Origin of the sequence: Methylocapsa sp. S129 (assembly GCF_009765995.1) — a bacterium.
Lineage (GTDB): Bacteria > Pseudomonadota > Alphaproteobacteria > Rhizobiales > Beijerinckiaceae > Roseiarcus.
In genome coordinates this window covers 1-15,282 of sequence record NZ_LMUI01000018.1, presented here as the reverse complement: position 1 = coordinate 15,282, position 15,282 = coordinate 1, and the positions used below count along the sequence as shown (strand labels likewise).

The window sequence follows — 15,282 nt, the reverse complement described above, 5'->3', positions numbered from 1 at the left end:
ATCGGCAGCTCCTCGAATCAGGCTGCCCCCAACAGGAATCATAACCGATTCATTCGAATCGAGAAGTTTCGAGACGGACACTAAGGATCTCGGCCTTCGATTGGCTGACGGTTTCGTAGAAGCGCGTCAGCTTCGCCACATCGGTGGTGACCAGTCGGGTTTGCTTGAGAGTCATGGTAACGTCTCCAAGAATGTCGTACTGCATGTTGAAGCTACGATATAGTAGCTACTTGTTAGGAGTCAATAGAAGTGTCCGCAAAGTCCCGCAGCGTGGGGGCGCCAGCCAAAGGACCGGAGCCGCTACGGCGTTCCAAAGAAGCCGTGAAGGCTGCGAGCTTGGCCGCCGCCTATGAGCTGCTGACCGAGGCTGGCCTCAGCGGCGTCAGTTTCGACGAAGTGTCGCGCCGTTCGGGCGTCGCCAAGACCACGATCTATCGATATTGGCCGACACGCTCAGCCCTACTGTTCGACGCCGTCATGCAATTCGCCCCTCGGCTTCAGACGCCCAACACCGGCAGTCTTCGGGGCGACCTGACCGCATTGGCGCTGGGCTTGGCTCAACGCCTGCAGACAGGCCGGTGGTCGTCTGCGATGCCTTCGATCATTGACGCCGCCGAGCGCGACAAGGAGGTCGCTGAGTTTCAGTCGCGCACTCATGCTGGCATGATGTCGGGGTTCAGCGCGATTGCGGCGCGGGCGCAAGCGCGCGGCGAGCTGGGCGCGAATTTCGATGTATCCGAACTCACGGCGGCGATCGCCGGGCCGCTCTTTTATCGCCGGTGGTTTTCGCGGCAAGAGCTCGATGACGCTTTTGTTCGTGGCGTCGTCGAAAGGGCCCTTGGCTGGGATTCCAGCGGCCACGGCTAGATTCAGCTTGAACCTTGGCCCGTGGTTGGCCGCAAGACCAGCCCTGGAGAGGGGCGCCGAGGGCATCCAGCGGCGCCCTTGTAGACTCCGTTAACGTAGCTACGATATGATTTTCTTTTTACCGTGTTAAGGCCCTTCGAGATACCGATGGATTTCGGTGACAGGCGTGGACCGCACCCCTTAGGTGAGACACGGCTGATTGGGTGACAAGTTTCAGCTTGTGATTAGCGGCTGCGGCGCTGGCCGAGGTCGGTTGCGTCAACTCGATCTGAGGCGCTTCTCAAGACTCAAAGGAAACTAAAACGCCTTGCAAGGCGTTGATATCGCTCGATCGGCGAGACTAATCTCGCCGACGCGGCGCCCCTGCCCCGACGCCCTCGTCCCCCGGCGAATTCAAGCATTCGTCCGCGACCATCGCCGACACGAAGCGCCATTGCTCTGTAATATCGGCGGCGGCGGAAACGACGCGGTCAGCGACCGCGTCTACAGCGGCCGCACGCCCCTACGCCGTCTTCTCAGCCACCAGCCCGAGCTCCTCGATCATCTTCTCGCGCATGATGAATTTTTGCGCCTTGCCCGTTACCGTCATTGGGAAATCCTCGACGAAACGGACGTAGCGCGGCGCCTTGTAATGGGCGATCGACGCCTTGCAGAAGGCGACCACTTCGCCCTCGTTCAGCACAGCGCCGTCGCGCAGCTTGATCCAGGCGCAGAGCTGCTCGCCGTAATGGGGATCGGGCACGCCAAAAGTCTGGACGTCGGCGATGGCGGGATGGGTGTAGAGAAATTCCTCGACTTCGCGCGGATAAATGTTCTCGCCGCCGCGGATCACCACGTCCTTCAGGCGACCGACGATGTTGCAATAGCCCTCGGGATCGATGGTCGCGAGATCGCCGGTATGCATGAAGCCGGCGCCGTCGATCGCCTTGGCGGTGCCCTCCTCGTCGCCCCAATAGCCGCGCATCACGCAATAGCCGCGGGTCAGCAATTCGCCCGCGACGCCAGGCGGCACGACGCGGCCCTCGGCGTCGACGATCTTCACTTCGATATGGGGCTGGATGCGCCCGACTGTCGTCACGCGCCGCTCCAGCGGGTCGTCGCAGGCGCTCTGGAAGCTGACCGGGCTCGTCTCGGTCATGCCATAGGCGATGGTGACCTCGCTCATATGCATGCGCGCCACGACATTGCGCATCACTTCGACCGGACAAGGCGCGCCCGCCATAATGCCGGTGCGCAGGCTTGTGAGGTCGAACCGGGCGAATTCGGGATGGCCGAGAATGGCGATGAACATGGTGGCGACGCCATGCAGCCCGGTGCAGCGCTCGGCCTGGACCGTCTCCAGCACCGCCAGCGGATCAAAGCCTTCAGAGGGTGAGACCATGCAGGCGCCATGGGTGACGCAGGCCAGATTGCCCAAAACCATGCCAAAGCAATGATAATAGGGCACGGGAATGCATAAGCGGTCGGCCGACGTCAGCCGCATCGCCTCGCCGATGAAGAAGCCATTGTTGAGGATATTGTGATGGGTCAGCGTCGCGCCCTTGGGCGCGCCGGTCGTGCCGCTGGTGAACTGGATGTTGATGGGATCGTCGAACTGCAGCGTCCCTTCGAGAGCCGCCAGTTCGGCGAGCTGCGCCTTCGAGGCGGGCGCGGCGATGTCGGTGAAATTCAGGGCGCCGGGCGTCTTTTCCGCGCCCAGCCGGATGACGATTTCAAGTTGGGGAAGCCGGGGCGCCTTCAACTGGCCGGGCGCGGCGCGATCGAGCTCGGGCGCGAGTGACCGCAGGGAGGCGATGTAATCGTTGCCCTTGAAGCCGGCGCTCAGGATCAGCGCCTTGCAGCCGACCTTGTTCATGACATGGTCGAATTCATGCACGCGGTAGGCCGGGTTGATATTGACGAGAATCAGGCCGGCTTTCGCGGTGGCGAATTGAGTCAGCACCCATTCCGCATTATTGGGCGACCAGATGCCGATGCGCTCGCCCGGCTTGAGGCCCAGGGCGATAAGGCCAGCGGCAAGATCGTCGGCGCGCGCGCGCAACTGCCTGTAATTCCAGCGAATATCCTGGTGGCGCACGACCAGCGCCGGACTGTCGGGCGCCGCCGCGGCGATGCGGTCGAGGAGCGCGCCGAGCGTCTCGCCGATTAGCGGCCTCGCGCTGGCGCCATGAACATAGCTCTGCGCCAGCCCGCTCATCCCCATCCTCCCCTGGGCGCCCTGCCCTACGCTGGCGCCGCTTCCAATTTCATTATGACATTTTCGTCGCCCCAATCCAATCGCCGAGCGCCGCCGGGCGCGCTATCGATCGTTTGCGCCCACGACAGAGGCTTTGCTGTCGATCAGGTCGATCTTCACCTGGGCGAGCCCCGCGCTTCGAAAACCAAGCACGTCGGCTGCGCGAGTCGAAAGATCAATGATGCGCGTGCGCAACATGGGACCGCGGTCGACAACGACGACCGTGACGCTGCGGCCATTGCCGAGGTTGGTGACGAGCAAATGCGTGCCAAAAGGCAGGGTGCGGTGGGCGGCGATCAGGCCGGCGGGATATCGCGGGTGGGTGTAATAGGACGCCTGCCCGACCCAACCCGCTTGCGCTTGCGAAATCATGAGAAAAACCGCTGAAGCGGCTAAAATCGCTTTGTGCAATGCAAACTCCTGTTTAGTTTGTCGCGAGCCTCCCCCAAGGACCATTCCGGCCCCATATGCGTCCGATATGCGTCAAAAAAGCGGCCGCCGTAATTTGGGCGCGATTTGACCTATGAAAGAGTCTCGCGGAATTTTGCCTGAGTGCGCCCCGAAAACTGGAGAAACAGCCTCTTGAAAATCCTCATTGTCGGCGCAGCGGGCATGATCGGACGCAAACTTGTCGAAAGGCTCGCCAAAGACGGCGTCATCGGGGGCGTGAAGATCACGCATGCCGATCTCGTCGATATCGTCGAGCCCGCCGCGCCGCAGGGCGCTCCCTTCGCCACGACGACGGCCGCCGTCGATATTGCCGCCTCCTATGTCGCGCCCAAGCTGATAGCCGGCGAGCCCGATGCGATTTTTCTGCTTGCCTCGATCGTTTCGGGTGAAGCCGAGAGTGATTTCGAGAAGGGCTACGCCATCAACCTCGATGGCACGCGCGGGATTTTCGAAGCGATTCGGCAACGACATTTGCGCACGAACGGTCAATATCGCCCACGCGTCCTCTTCACCTCCTCGATCGCGGTGTTCGGCGCGCCATTCCCTTCAGTGATCGACGACGAATATTTCTCGACGCCGCTGACCAGCTACGGCACGCAAAAGGCAATCAGCGAATTGCTGCTGTCGGACTTTTCACGGCGCGGGTTCTTTGACGGCGTCGGCATTCGCCTGCCGACGATCTGCGTTCGCCCCGGCAAGCCCAATCTGGCCGCTTCCGGCTTTTTCTCCAACATCATTCGCGAGCCGCTCGCTGGCCAGCACGCCGTGCTTCCGGTCTCCGAGGATGTGCGCCATTGGCATGCCTCGCCGCGCTCGGCGGTCGGCTTTCTCATCCATGCTGCAAGCCTCGACACGTCCAGGCTTGGTCCGCGCCGCAATCTGACCATGCCCGGCGTCTCGGTCACTGTCGGCGAGCAGATCGAAGCTTTGCGGAAGGTCGCCGGCGAGGCGGCGGTGAGCCGGATCCGGCGCGAGCCCAACGAGACGATCGCGCGCATCGTTGCTGGCTGGCCCAGCAACTTCAACGCCAAACGGGCGTTGGGGCTCGGCTTTAACGTCGAGGCGAGTTTCGAGGATATCATCAGGAATCATATCGAAGAAGAGCATGGCGGCAGGATCGGATGAGGAGACGATGTTAGACATCCAGTCGTCGCCGCGACCGGCCCTTCCCGTTGCGCGCCCTGCCCCGCTCCAACCAGAGAGTCCGTCGGTTGCGGCAGGCCGTCCGCGTGGTCCTGGGCTGGCGTCGCGGCTGCTGCTGCTGACTATCGGTTTCGCGTTGTTGGCGCAGGTCCTGATTTTCGTTCCCCGCCTCGCGGCTGTTCACGATAACTGGCTCCGCGGCCGGCTGGCGGCGGCAAATACAGCAGCCCTGGTCTTCGCCGCATCCCCTGACGGCACGCTGCCAAAGGATCTTGCCAAAAAGATACTGGACAGCGTCGGCGCCATGACCATCGCCCTCAAGACCAGTGATACGCACCGACTGCTGGCGGTCGCCGAAATGCCGCCCGTGGTCAGTGATTTCTATGATTTGCGCGACCCTTCGCTTACAGAGGGCGTCCGTGCGGCCGTCGGCGCCCTGTTCGCACCCAAAAACGCCGTGCTGCGTGTGATCGGCCCGGCTCCCATGGAGCGCGCTTTTCTGGAACTTACGCTCGACGAAACGCCGCTTACCGCCGAAATGTGGCGGTTCACACGAACTTTCCTTTCGATCGTGATGACGATTTCCGCCGTCGTCGTCCTGGTGATCTGGGCCTCGATATGGGTGATGGTGTTGAGGCCGGTTCGTCGGCTCACATCCAATATCGTGGCGTTTGGCGAGCGGCCTCAGGACGCCGCGCGGATCATTGCGCCAAGCGGCAGCCGCGATGAAATCGGCCACGCCGAACAGGCGCTCGCCGCCATGCAGACTGCTCTTTCGCAGGAGCTCGGCCAGAAGAAGCGGCTCGCCGAACTCGGGCTGGCCGTCGCCAAGATCAATCACGATTTGCGCAATATGCTGACCGCCGCGCAGTTGATTTCCGACCGGCTGGCGACCATCCCCGATCCGCTCGCTATCCGTCTGGCGCCGCGTCTGGTGGCGACGCTCGACCGCGCGATCGCCTTCTGCCAGGAAACGCTGACCTATGGCGCCGCCGTCGAGAAAGCGCCGCTGCGCCGCCGCATCGGGCTGCGGGACGTGATCCAACAGGCGATCGAAGCTTCGGGGGAAAGGGAGCATGACCGCGTCTCTTTCGATATCGATGTATCCGAGACTTTCGAAATTTTCGTCGATCCCGAGCATTTGCTGCGCGTCATCGAAAACCTCAATCGCAATGCGATTCAGGCCCTCGCCCAATTTGGCCCGAGTTCCGGCCGGCCGGCGGCGATCCGCTATGCGGCCACCCGCGCCGGCGGCGGCGCTCTGATCGAGGTCTGCGATACGGGCCCTGGCTTCCCGCCGCACCTAGCGCGGCGCATCTTCGAACCGTTTCATCTCTCGACCCGGGAAGGCGGATCCGGCCTCGGCCTGGCGATCGCAGCCGATCTGACCGATCGCAACGGCGGCACAATCGCGCTTGCGCCGCGCCAGCCTGATGATTTTTACTGCGGCGCCCGTTTCCAAATCACCCTCCCCACCCCCCGCGAAGGGTCGGTTTGAGGAAGAAGGGCGAATTTCCTGCGCATTCGACGCGCCGTGATATTTGACGGTCCCCGCCCCACAAAATGTCTGTTTTGCGCTTGCCACTCAAGCCAAGAGCGATTAGACGGTTCGCTCTCTTCACGCCAAGTCGCGCTTACGAAAAAATCGGACGCGCGGTTTTCCGGGTTATCGGAATGAGGTGTGAATCAATGCGCGCCCGTAGCTCAGCTGGATAGAGCACCAGACTACGAATCTGGGGGTCAGGAGTTCGAATCTCTTCGGGCGCGCCAGTCTTTTCAAGAACTTCTATCGACACCGCCGTTCTAGAATTGATTTTACAACGGTGTTTTCAGAGCCCGATCCGACTGGGATCGCGATAGAGAAGAAAATTATCTTCTTCGGCGAAGAAGGCGCTAAAGGACAGGCCCCACCCTCTCAAAATGGTTGGCTCTCCATCTTGCCAAGCGGTTCCGGGCGGCGGCTTGCCCACCAGCGATACGTCTGGAAAAGAAGCGAGGATGGCGTGCCGAGTGCGCTGTCGCCTGGTCAGTCGAATCACCCACATATGTCGACAAGGGCATCTTTCCTGCGCAACAGGTTGTGAATCAAGTTTGCCTGTTCCGCCCCAGTTCAAGCCCCGCCGCCAGACCGCTGCAGCGCGGTAGGTGAAATCGCTGGGGATTAGAACGAACGCGTTAACCTCTCGGCAACCTTCGCCGTCCTAGCCTTTGCTCCCGTCACAGAGAGGCACGGCATGACCGACACGGTGGGAATTCCTGGTAATCGTATTCTGTCCTTCATCGAGCGCATTGAGCACATCGACGAAGAACTTAAGGCGCTGAATGAGGGGAAGAAGGAAGTCTTCTCCGAGGCCAAGGGAGAGGGCTTCGACGTAAAAGTGCTGAAGGAAATCCTTCGCTTGCGCAAACTAGATCAGGACGAGCGCGACGAACAGGACTCTCTGCTCGACCTCTATCTCCGAGCCATACAAGATGCGGCGCCCGCGCAAGCCAAAGCGGCATAAATCGGTTGGATCAATTGGGAGGGCGGCGACGCGAGCCGCCCGCCCGCTCATGACGAGCGAGCCTATCGTTCAGGGTGAAAAACCGCCGGCCCGGCGACTGGCAGATTCAAATCGGTGGCCCGCAACCATCTCAAATTGCGGGACGTTACAGAACCCTGTTCGATGTTAGGACCGCGTGCCGCCACATCGAAAGTCGGACTGTTTCGAGCCGCAGCGTAGAGTTTACGAGGCCGCGATTAACGCGCCAGTCCACTCAAGTGGTCGCGAGAATCCGAAAGCCTCGCAAATCACCATCAGCTAATGAATCGGCTACTGTCACATTGTCTACCCACGCCAGGCACGGCCCCAATTGGCAGGCCGCGATCATCGCATCGACGATGATTGTCTCTCCCGAAAACATTGCTTCGACCGAACCGTGACGACGATTGCGGACCCAACCGGAAAGGCCCCGCGTCTCTGCTTCTTGCGCTACCCACGCACGATAGCCGACGCCCTGAACACGTCCGGTGACAATGATGTGAACCGTCCGAATCATAGATAGCTTTCTTTCTCTCGGGTAGCCACGGCGCAAAATCCGCCGCGCGCGTCGCGCGGAGCGCCGGCTCTGTACACAACCTTGCGCGAACCAGACAAGACAAGACTGCGACGGGCTTGCTGTTGTTGTCGCGGATCGGGCCAATCAGAGTCGCGGCAATACGATCCTTTGCCGCAAGCCAATTCGGAACAAGACGCTTACAGGGGACTTACATGACGCCGATCGCCAATCCCGAAGATACGTCGGGAGCGTTTCAAGCGGCATGGAACGCCCATGATATGGCGGCGTTCGGCGCCTTGTTTCGTGATGACGCGACGTTCGTAAATCGGTTCGCCCACTATGTGCGCGGCGTTAATGAGATCATCGCCCTCCATCGCACCATCCACGACACGATCTATCGGAACTCATCCCTAGCTCTCGGTGAGGGAGTGACGCACGATTTTCCTCGTCTCATAAGGCTCGGCGGGAAAAGTCGCCGCAGAAATCCAGAAGCGAGAGCGTCACGTCCGTCACTGCGTCACCATCAAACAGCGCTCAGCGCGTCGTGCATGTGAGCGGTTGGCTGTCCTCGGCGCACCACAGCTCGTTGCCCGGTTTATAGTCGCTGGTCTCGCCGATGTAATGGTAATTGCTGTTGAAACCGCTATTGTTCGGCACAGGGCGGCGTGGGTCGAACGGCTCGACGTTCAGTGAAGTTAAATGGCTGCCGGTTGTCTGCGCGGTTACTGGCAGGGTGAGCGCGCCGGGCGCTTCTCCATGTTCGACCCAACCGACCAGTTGGGGCATGAACTGCACGGTTGTCGCCGGATCCCCATCGACAGGTTGCCCGCACGGGCAGTGGTAGAGGCCAGGAATCATGTACAGTCGGCTGAACGATTGAGCTACCGGCCAACCTGCCTGCCGCACGACGGCGCGATAGTAGTCGATAGTCGCGAAAGGCGGGATCGCCTGGTCCGCCCAGCTATGATAAATGATAATCTTGCCGCCGTGAGCCTGAAACGCATTCAGATCAGGATCCGTGGCATTGTAAATCCCACCGAGTTGCGCAAGCTGCTGATGCATCGCGCTAGTAAAAGGTACGCTATCCGGACTGAACCCGCCCCGAGGATTGTGCAAGAACCCCATATAATTGAAATAGCCAAGCCCGATTTGCGCGGCATAAGTGTCCGTCGGCGCCGAGGAATCGGCGGCTGGCATGACTAGCCAACCGGACCACGCTAACTCGGAGCCGTATGGCTCTCCGCCGTCGAACAGTCCATGAGCCTCCCGATCGCTTGGTCCGCGATATTCATCTCGGACGACCCTTATTTGGTCATCGGTTAGGCAGTCCGGCTTGTCGTCGCCGTTCGCGCACCGCATGCTCGCGGGATCGAATGCGCACGCGCGCGGGTCCGAGATCACTCCATGATCATCGGCGCAGGCAGCCATTACCGCAGCGTGCAGCGCAGGAAGCTTTTCCGCAGTCAGTATTTGCCGTCCCTGCGGGTCTCGATTCGACGCAGCGAGCCATAATTCAAACAAAGTGAGCGGAGCCCAATTATTGGCCGGCGCCCCGGCGAGAATTCCGTCGAAGTCCTCGGGGTAACGCTGCGCCAGCACCAAAGCCTCGTGCCCCCCGGCGGAGACCCCGCTAAAGTAGGAGTAGGCCGGTTTGCGTCCGTAGAAGATTCGGATCAGGGCCTTTGCCGTCTGTGCGAGCTGGTGTTCGGAACTGTAACCGAACACCGCCCTCAGCCGAAGATCGTACTTCGCCCAAAGCGCATCGCCGTTATTAGGAGCTTCATGCCCCTGGTCATCCGCCGCGACGACCATCTCCCCATTCGCCAACGGAGCATAAGGGGCTTGATAGCCGCTGGTCCTTGAGGGATCGTCGAGGCTCACATTGGTTTGACCGCAGAGTCCTCCGCAACCTTGTTGCAGGTAATCACCGCGCCAATTGTCCTGTGGCAACAGCGCTTCGAATTGCGTTGCTGGGCTGATGTACCCTATGACGTCGCAAAAAGCGTGACCGTTGCGGGTAGTCGTGGTCGTTGATCTGATTCGCGAATCCAAGGCGGTCAGATCGGATTTACCCAACGCCTCGCACGTCATCGCTGGAGTGATCGCGCCGGGCTCGGCCGCGGCGGCCTTAGGCGTCACTGAAACGGCGATCGACCCTATCATGGCGATAGCCGCGACCGTGAGAGTCGCTTGACTGAGTGGCGATTGGTTTCGGCCGAACTTCATTCATTCCTCCCTTTGAATTTGGCGCTTCGACGGCCATCCTTGAAAGGCGTCCGACCCGCAATCGGGACCGACATTATGCGCCGCGTGAGCTGCGCGCCGCCACACAACTTTGAGTGAGATTGAGGAAAGCAAGGCGGCCTGGGCCGTCGCGAGGCCTGGATCGTCGCCAAGCTTGGACAGAGGCATGTCGAACCAGTCGCCGCGTGAGGTAAGGGGCTGCACAATGCGGGCTAAATGAGGCCTAGCAATAGCCATATTTGAGGTTCAGCGGGTAACACCCCATGACAGGTATGGAGCCGATAGGAATGCAGACCCGCATATCGAAACTGGCGCAAGCCGTCACAGGCGTGGCACTTCTTGCCGGAGCCTATAGCCTGCCGGCGGCCGCGGCCGAGCAGCATCGTTATTTCCACCACCGATTCGCGCACCGGATCCATCATCCGGTCGACAGCGGCGATGTGACGGTGAGAACGCCCGCCTATCGCGAGCCGGTCGCCGCCGCTCCCGACGCTTTCCATGGGCCCGGCGTCATCATCACGGCGCCGGTCGCGATCGCCGGCACGATCGTCAGCTTGCCATTCCGGGGGGTCGAAGCCGTGTTTCCTCCGGGCGCCAATGATCCGCGCGTGCTGGTCGGCGCGCCGGTTCATCTCGCCGGAGAGATCGCGCAATTCCCGTTCTTCGCGGTCAACAGCAGCTTCGGCGTGCCGAGCTATTATTGATCGACTAGCGCGCGGCCGCCCGTGGCGACCGCGCGCGATTTGCCGTCTCGCCACCAGTCAAAACAACGTTTGAGAGCGAGTCTCATAAAACGGCTTTTCAACCGGTTTTTGCTTCAGGGTAATATTGGACATTACGGCGAGCTGCTTCGCACGGGTGAGCCGGTGTGTCGCCAGATGAACCCGCGCTCTCGTAACCGCGCATGGGACCGGTCCGGCAGCTTGAGGCAATCGGACCGTCGAAGCGGACATTCGCTCCTGCAGCTCTTGGCCCAAACAGCAAAACGCGTCAAACGTGTTCGAGGCCCTGCGCGAGATCCGAAATCAAGTCCTCTACATTCTCGATGCCAATCGATATGCGGATCAGCGCATCCGTCAGTCCAATCTCCTCACGCAATTCGCGCGCGACGCCCGAATGCGTCATCGAGGCGGGATGCGAGATCAGCGTTTCGGTGCCGCCTAGGCTGACCGCGAGCTTCATGATCTGGAGATTGTCGAGCAGCGCGAAGGCCTGCCTCTCGTCGCCCTTGACATCGAAAGCGAACGTCGAACCCGGCGCCGAGCATTGGCGGTCGAATACTGTCTTGTGCGGATCGCCGTCCTTGAGAAAGCCGAGATAATGCACCCTGGCGACCTTGGGGTGGCCCGCCAGATATTCGGCGACGAGACGAGCGTTGTCGTTCGAGCGCGTCATGCGGATTTCGAGTGTTTCGAGCGAGCGCATCAGCATCCAGCAGGAATTCGGATCGAGTTGCGTGCCGAGAGCGCTGCGCCAACTCATCACCAGCTTCACGAAGCCGGCAGCCCCGCTGATGCTGCCTCCGACGAGATCGCTGTGGCCCCCGACATATTTGGTCAGCGAACACAGCGAGATATCGGCGCCGCATTTCAGCGGCGTCTGGAACATCGGACCGAGCATCGTATTGTCGACCACGACGGGCGGACGATGCCCTTGCGTCTTACCCATTTCGTCGGCGATCGCCGCGCAGGCGGCGAGATCGACAAGACCGTTGGTTGGATTGGCGGGAGTCTCGACCAAGATTAGCCCCACCCTGCCCTTCGCGCGCGCCGCTTCCGCCGTTTTGCGCATTTCGGAGATATTGACGCCGTCGGGAAAGCCAAAGGCAGTGACCGCGAAGGCGCCCATCTGGTTCTTGAGCAGCGTTTCGGTGCCGCCATAGAGGGGCCGGCTGTGCAGAACGGTGTCGCCCGGCCGGAGAAAGGCGAAGAGCGTCGTCGAAATCGCCGCCATGCCGCTGGCGAAGACGGCAGAACGTTCGGCTTGATCCCAGATCGCCAGCCGGTCCTCAAGGATTTCGAGATTGGGATTGTTGAAACGCGAATAGACCAGACCGGACTTCTCGCCTGGCCGCGGCTGGCGGCGGCCGGAGGTTAGGTCGAAGAAATCCTTGCCCTGCTGGGCGTTCTCGAAAACGAAGGTCGACGTGAGAAAAATCGGCGGCTTGAGCGAACCTTCCGAAAGGCCCGGCGCATAGCCGTAGCCCATCATCAATGTCTCAGGATGCAGCCGACGATTCGCTATGCGGTCCTTGTGATAGCTGTCCTCCACCAAGGCGACCTCCTCTTCGCGGTTCCGGCCAGCGACGGCCGATTGCTGCGATGTTAGGCCTCCTCCACAGGCAGAATATGGCGGTTGATGATCTTTCCTCGGTGAGGAAGGGTTCGCGGCGGCGGAGCCACATTGCGTTGTGAGTGATTTCCGCAATAAAGCTCAGGCGGTCGCGGAAGAGCGACGGGCGCATTCAGGTTCAGAAATCGAGCCGCAAGATATTAACTCAGGCCGCCTGGTCCTGTTCAACCAGGGCTCACCTCGTTCCATTCACAACCTTATGCGGATCGCATCGCCGCGCCCGACCGGAAAGTGTGGCGAGCGCGGCATCGGCTGCCAGCAATCGGCGCAACGCGGATGGAGCCAAAGACTCATGCGTGACTAAAGCCACCATCCATGGGCGTGCGACGTGATTCAATCAGCAAACGCGAGTTCAAGTTGAGGTCAGCCAAATCGTTTCGCAGAAGTCTCCTTCCGGGCTTGCAGAAGCCATGTAGCGCTTGAGCGCAATCTCCAACTCCCGGGCGTTGGCGAAGAGCTCGTCAATTTGAGAGGCATACTTCAAAATCGCGTCGATCTTCGCCGACACGTCAACAGAAACCGGCTGCGGGTAAGTAATGGTCCACTCTGTCCTGCGAAGCGCGGCTTCCACCGAGTCAGGAAATCCTGGAGGGAAACGGCCGGTAGAATAGGGAAAGTCTTCGTATAGGAAGACGTTTAAATTTCGATCAAGAGCGACGGTCCGTAAGCTCTCTGATGTGACAACGTGATCGACGTGCCGCCCCACTGCCAAAGGACACAAGATACTATCGGGTTGAAAGTCCTCTATCCAATCCGCGAAAAGTTTGTTCAGAGCGGAGAAAATGTCGTCCTTATGAGAAGGTCCCGAGAAGACATCAGTTCTGGTCGGGTAGAGGCAATTTCGCTCGCGGTCAGTTCGATAGATGGCATCAAGGAGGCCGCCATGAATAAAACGCGCGCCCAACGCACTTACAGCGGCGACGTCCTCCCCTCTGCGAAAGGCGATCGGCGAGGGACCTAGGTTCCAGAGCGTGTTCAATTCTTCAATCACAGGGGACGACACTGCTGGATGCGGATTATCCGCAGTAAACACGGTTCCAACGACGACGTCGGCGCCATTCCCTACCATTCGTGCGACAATTCCGCCGACGCTAAGGGCCACATCGTCCAGGTGGGGAGAGATGGCCAAAAGTCGGTGGGACTCGGTAATGCGCGCCGGCATGGGCTTACTTCTTCATAAGGTTGTCGTTCTCATCAGAATCGACGAACGAGTTGTGGGTTCGGCGTCGCAAATCCGACATCCAGCGGACGGCATCGGACCGCTCGCAGCGTCATATTCTTTGAGAATATGTCGCTATCGCGCCTTCATGCCGCCCGCAACCTTCGAGGCTCTCCGAATGAAGACGGACGCGCAACGCGATTTTTCCGTTCATGGCGTCTCGAGGCAGGTGATGTAGGGACAAGCGTCTTCCGACGGCGCCGGCCTAATCGCGGCCGCCGGGCTCTGCCCGATCTGGTCATGCGCTCCTACGTTGACGTCGCGTGAACGCTCGGCAGTTCTTGCAACGCACTCGCCGTGAGATAGATGGAGACGGCTCTTTCCATGGCTTCTTGGTCATCAATGTCGAAACGCCCCGCTACGGGACTATCCAGATCAAGCACGCCAAGGACGCCGCCATTATGGATGAGCGGCGCCACCAGTTCGGAACGGGACGCCGCGTCGCATGCGATGTGACCGGGGAAAGCATGAACATCTTCGACCAGGATCGAATGCTTACGCTCCACTGCGGCGCCGCAGACGCCACGGCCGACCGGGATGCGCACGCATGCGGGTTTGCCCTGAAAGGGACCAAGAACGAGTTCGGCGTTATCGCGCAGAAAATAGAATCCCGCCCAATTGAGATTCGGCATCATCTCAAACAAAAGGGCCGAGGTGTTGGCGGCGTTGGCGATGGGGTCGCGCTCCTCCCCGAGAAGAGAACTGAGCTGTAGGAGAAGTTCGCGATAGAACTCCGCCTTGGCGGCGCCTTCGATCGGGTGGGCCTGAAACATCGTTACTCCTCTTCAACTCATGACCGATCCATGAACCGATTTTACATTCGATCTGCGTCGCAGGCTGTGAGGCGCCAGCCTATCGACCGTCAGCTCGCCCGAGTCCGTCATATCGCTGTGCGGTCCCGCAAAAGCAACGCCGGGCATCCGAAGCGCCGGTTCGTCGCACATGCTCTTCGCAGCGCAGCGCCCGACAGGCTGGTCAAGGGGGCGATGATCGCGGTTGCCAGAGCCTGACATTTAGGCCATTTTGTTTGTATACGAACGAATTATGAGGTGCTTGACGATGATGGCGGGGGATTGTTCAGTAAGATGCTGGCTCGGCCTTCTGAGGGCGGACGCCCGTCTCCGCCGAGTTCGAAAGGCGGTCAAAACTCCGTGAGGCAGCCTCGTCCCTACAAGTTGCGCGTCAACGGGGCGGAGCACGTCGTCGAGGCGGAAGGCGGAACGCCGCTGCTCTACATCCTGCGCAACGACCTTGGCCTGAACGCGCCAAAATACGGCTGCGGCCTTGGGGAATGCGGGGCCTGCACGGTGATCTTCAACGGCATCGCCGCGCGCAGCTGCGTGCTGCCTCTGCATCTGGCGGAGAACCGAGACATTGTGACGCTGGAGGGCCTCGGGACGCCAGAGGCCCTCCACCCTATCCAGCAAGCATTCATCGACGAACAGGCCGCTCAATGCGGCTATTGCCTCAATGGAATGATCATGACCGCCAAGGCCTTGCTCGATCGCAACCCCGATCCCGGCGAGGCCGAAGTGCGCAATGAACTCCGCTTCAATCTGTGCCGTTGCGGCACTCACCTGGAGATTTTGCGCGCTGTAATGCTGGCCGCGCGGCGCGGACGAGACGCCCGGATTGGCGAGCGATGACGCCCATTATTCCGTCACGCCGCGAACTCTTGCGCCGCAGCGGCGTCCTGGCTGTCGTGACGAAGCGTCCGGGCGCCCCTGTTTTT

General features: G+C 60.6%; 15 protein-coding genes and 1 tRNA gene. 8 read left to right on the top strand and 8 right to left on the bottom strand.

Features of this window, described 5'->3' with window-relative positions; genetic code table 11:
* Positions 1-49: 49 nt before the first annotated feature.
* Complete coding sequence (locus GSQ90_RS32670; protein ID WP_256366595.1) at positions 50-175, bottom strand: hypothetical protein; 126 nt, start codon at positions 173-175, stop codon at positions 50-52.
* Between the two features lie 74 nt (positions 176-249).
* Between GSQ90_RS32670 and GSQ90_RS11535 the strand changes: the two genes are divergently transcribed.
* Positions 250-867, top strand: a complete 618-nt coding sequence (locus tag GSQ90_RS11535) for a TetR/AcrR family transcriptional regulator (RefSeq protein ID WP_210254883.1) — start codon at positions 250-252, stop codon at positions 865-867.
* A 502-nt stretch (positions 868-1,369) separates the two neighbouring features.
* Here the strand turns inward: GSQ90_RS11535 and GSQ90_RS11530 are convergent.
* A complete protein-coding gene (locus GSQ90_RS11530; RefSeq protein ID WP_158814989.1) occupies positions 1,370-3,064 on the bottom strand; it encodes an AMP-binding protein in 1,695 nt (564 codons plus the stop codon).
* 102 nt (positions 3,065-3,166) lie between these two features.
* Entirely contained in the window at positions 3,167-3,514 is a 348-nt protein-coding gene (locus tag GSQ90_RS11525; protein WP_246731544.1) for a septal ring lytic transglycosylase RlpA family protein, read from the bottom strand.
* A 171-nt stretch (positions 3,515-3,685) separates the two neighbouring features.
* Between GSQ90_RS11525 and denD the strand changes: the two genes are divergently transcribed.
* From denD to GSQ90_RS11505, 4 genes are all read left to right on the top strand, one after another.
* Positions 3,686-4,678 (top strand): D-erythronate dehydrogenase, encoded by a 993-nt coding sequence (denD, locus tag GSQ90_RS11520; protein ID WP_158814988.1) that lies wholly within the window; start codon positions 3,686-3,688, stop codon positions 4,676-4,678.
* Positions 4,659-6,194 (top strand): sensor histidine kinase, encoded by a 1,536-nt coding sequence (locus tag GSQ90_RS11515; protein ID WP_158814987.1) that lies wholly within the window; start codon positions 4,659-4,661, stop codon positions 6,192-6,194. Before denD ends, GSQ90_RS11515 begins: the two co-directional genes overlap by 20 nt.
* A 195-nt stretch (positions 6,195-6,389) precedes the next feature.
* Positions 6,390-6,466, top strand: a tRNA-Arg gene (locus GSQ90_RS11510).
* A 464-nt stretch (positions 6,467-6,930) separates the two neighbouring features.
* The gene (locus GSQ90_RS11505) at positions 6,931-7,200 is read left to right on the top strand and encodes a DUF2312 domain-containing protein (RefSeq protein ID WP_158814986.1); all 270 of its coding nucleotides are present in this window, start codon (positions 6,931-6,933) and stop codon (positions 7,198-7,200) included.
* 253 nt (positions 7,201-7,453) lie between these two features.
* Here the strand turns inward: GSQ90_RS11505 and GSQ90_RS11500 are convergent, their stop codons facing one another.
* Positions 7,454-7,735 (bottom strand): acylphosphatase, encoded by a 282-nt coding sequence (locus GSQ90_RS11500; RefSeq protein ID WP_158814985.1) that lies wholly within the window; start codon positions 7,733-7,735, stop codon positions 7,454-7,456.
* A gap of 212 nt (positions 7,736-7,947) precedes the next feature.
* Between GSQ90_RS11500 and GSQ90_RS32110 the strand changes: the two genes are divergently transcribed.
* Complete coding sequence (locus tag GSQ90_RS32110) at positions 7,948-8,289, top strand: nuclear transport factor 2 family protein (protein ID WP_210254882.1); 342 nt, start codon at positions 7,948-7,950, stop codon at positions 8,287-8,289.
* Here GSQ90_RS32110 and GSQ90_RS11490 read toward each other — a convergent pair.
* Complete coding sequence (locus GSQ90_RS11490; protein ID WP_210254881.1) at positions 8,270-9,961, bottom strand: tannase/feruloyl esterase family alpha/beta hydrolase; 1,692 nt, start codon at positions 9,959-9,961, stop codon at positions 8,270-8,272. The genes GSQ90_RS32110 and GSQ90_RS11490 overlap by 20 nt on opposite strands.
* 305 nt (positions 9,962-10,266) lie before the next feature.
* Between GSQ90_RS11490 and GSQ90_RS11485 the strand changes: the two genes are divergently transcribed.
* The gene (locus GSQ90_RS11485; protein WP_158814984.1) at positions 10,267-10,683 is read left to right on the top strand and encodes a hypothetical protein; all 417 of its coding nucleotides are present in this window, start codon (positions 10,267-10,269) and stop codon (positions 10,681-10,683) included.
* Positions 10,684-10,969: 286 nt separating this feature from the next.
* On the opposite strand, the gene GSQ90_RS11480 is transcribed toward GSQ90_RS11485, so the two are convergent.
* The 3 genes from GSQ90_RS11480 to GSQ90_RS11470 form a co-directional block, all read right to left on the bottom strand.
* On the bottom strand, positions 10,970-12,253 hold the full coding sequence (locus GSQ90_RS11480) for a cystathionine gamma-synthase family protein (RefSeq protein ID WP_158814983.1): 1,284 nt from the start codon (positions 12,251-12,253) through the stop codon (positions 10,970-10,972).
* A 430-nt stretch (positions 12,254-12,683) separates the two neighbouring features.
* Positions 12,684-13,493, bottom strand: a complete 810-nt coding sequence (locus GSQ90_RS11475; RefSeq protein WP_158814982.1) for a PIG-L deacetylase family protein — start codon at positions 13,491-13,493, stop codon at positions 12,684-12,686.
* A gap of 305 nt (positions 13,494-13,798) precedes the next feature.
* The gene (locus GSQ90_RS11470; protein WP_158814981.1) at positions 13,799-14,323 is read right to left on the bottom strand and encodes a GAF domain-containing protein; all 525 of its coding nucleotides are present in this window, start codon (positions 14,321-14,323) and stop codon (positions 13,799-13,801) included.
* A 378-nt stretch (positions 14,324-14,701) separates the two neighbouring features.
* Between GSQ90_RS11470 and GSQ90_RS11465 the strand changes: the two genes are divergently transcribed.
* On the top strand, positions 14,702-15,196 hold the full coding sequence (locus GSQ90_RS11465) for a (2Fe-2S)-binding protein (protein WP_246731543.1): 495 nt from the start codon (positions 14,702-14,704) through the stop codon (positions 15,194-15,196).
* The last annotated feature ends 86 nt before the right edge of the window (positions 15,197-15,282 follow it).

Coding starts and splice junctions, on each gene's coding strand:
- GSQ90_RS11485 (WP_158814984.1), top strand. CDS start 10,267: ATGCAGACCCGCATATCGAAACTGGCGCAAGCCGTCACAGGCGTGGCA.
- GSQ90_RS11500 (WP_158814985.1), bottom strand. CDS start 7,735: ATGATTCGGACGGTTCACATCATTGTCACCGGACGTGTTCAGGGCGTC.
- GSQ90_RS11490 (WP_210254881.1), bottom strand. CDS start 9,961: ATGAAGTTCGGCCGAAACCAATCGCCACTCAGTCAAGCGACTCTCACG.
- GSQ90_RS32670 (WP_256366595.1), bottom strand. CDS start 175: ATGACTCTCAAGCAAACCCGACTGGTCACCACCGATGTGGCGAAGCTG.
- GSQ90_RS11470 (WP_158814981.1), bottom strand. CDS start 14,323: ATGTTTCAGGCCCACCCGATCGAAGGCGCCGCCAAGGCGGAGTTCTAT.
- GSQ90_RS11515 (WP_158814987.1), top strand. CDS start 4,659: ATGGCGGCAGGATCGGATGAGGAGACGATGTTAGACATCCAGTCGTCG.
- GSQ90_RS11530 (WP_158814989.1), bottom strand. CDS start 3,064: ATGAGCGGGCTGGCGCAGAGCTATGTTCATGGCGCCAGCGCGAGGCCG.
- GSQ90_RS11505 (WP_158814986.1), top strand. CDS start 6,931: ATGACCGACACGGTGGGAATTCCTGGTAATCGTATTCTGTCCTTCATC.
- GSQ90_RS32110 (WP_210254882.1), top strand. CDS start 7,948: ATGACGCCGATCGCCAATCCCGAAGATACGTCGGGAGCGTTTCAAGCG.
- GSQ90_RS11475 (WP_158814982.1), bottom strand. CDS start 13,493: ATGCCGGCGCGCATTACCGAGTCCCACCGACTTTTGGCCATCTCTCCC.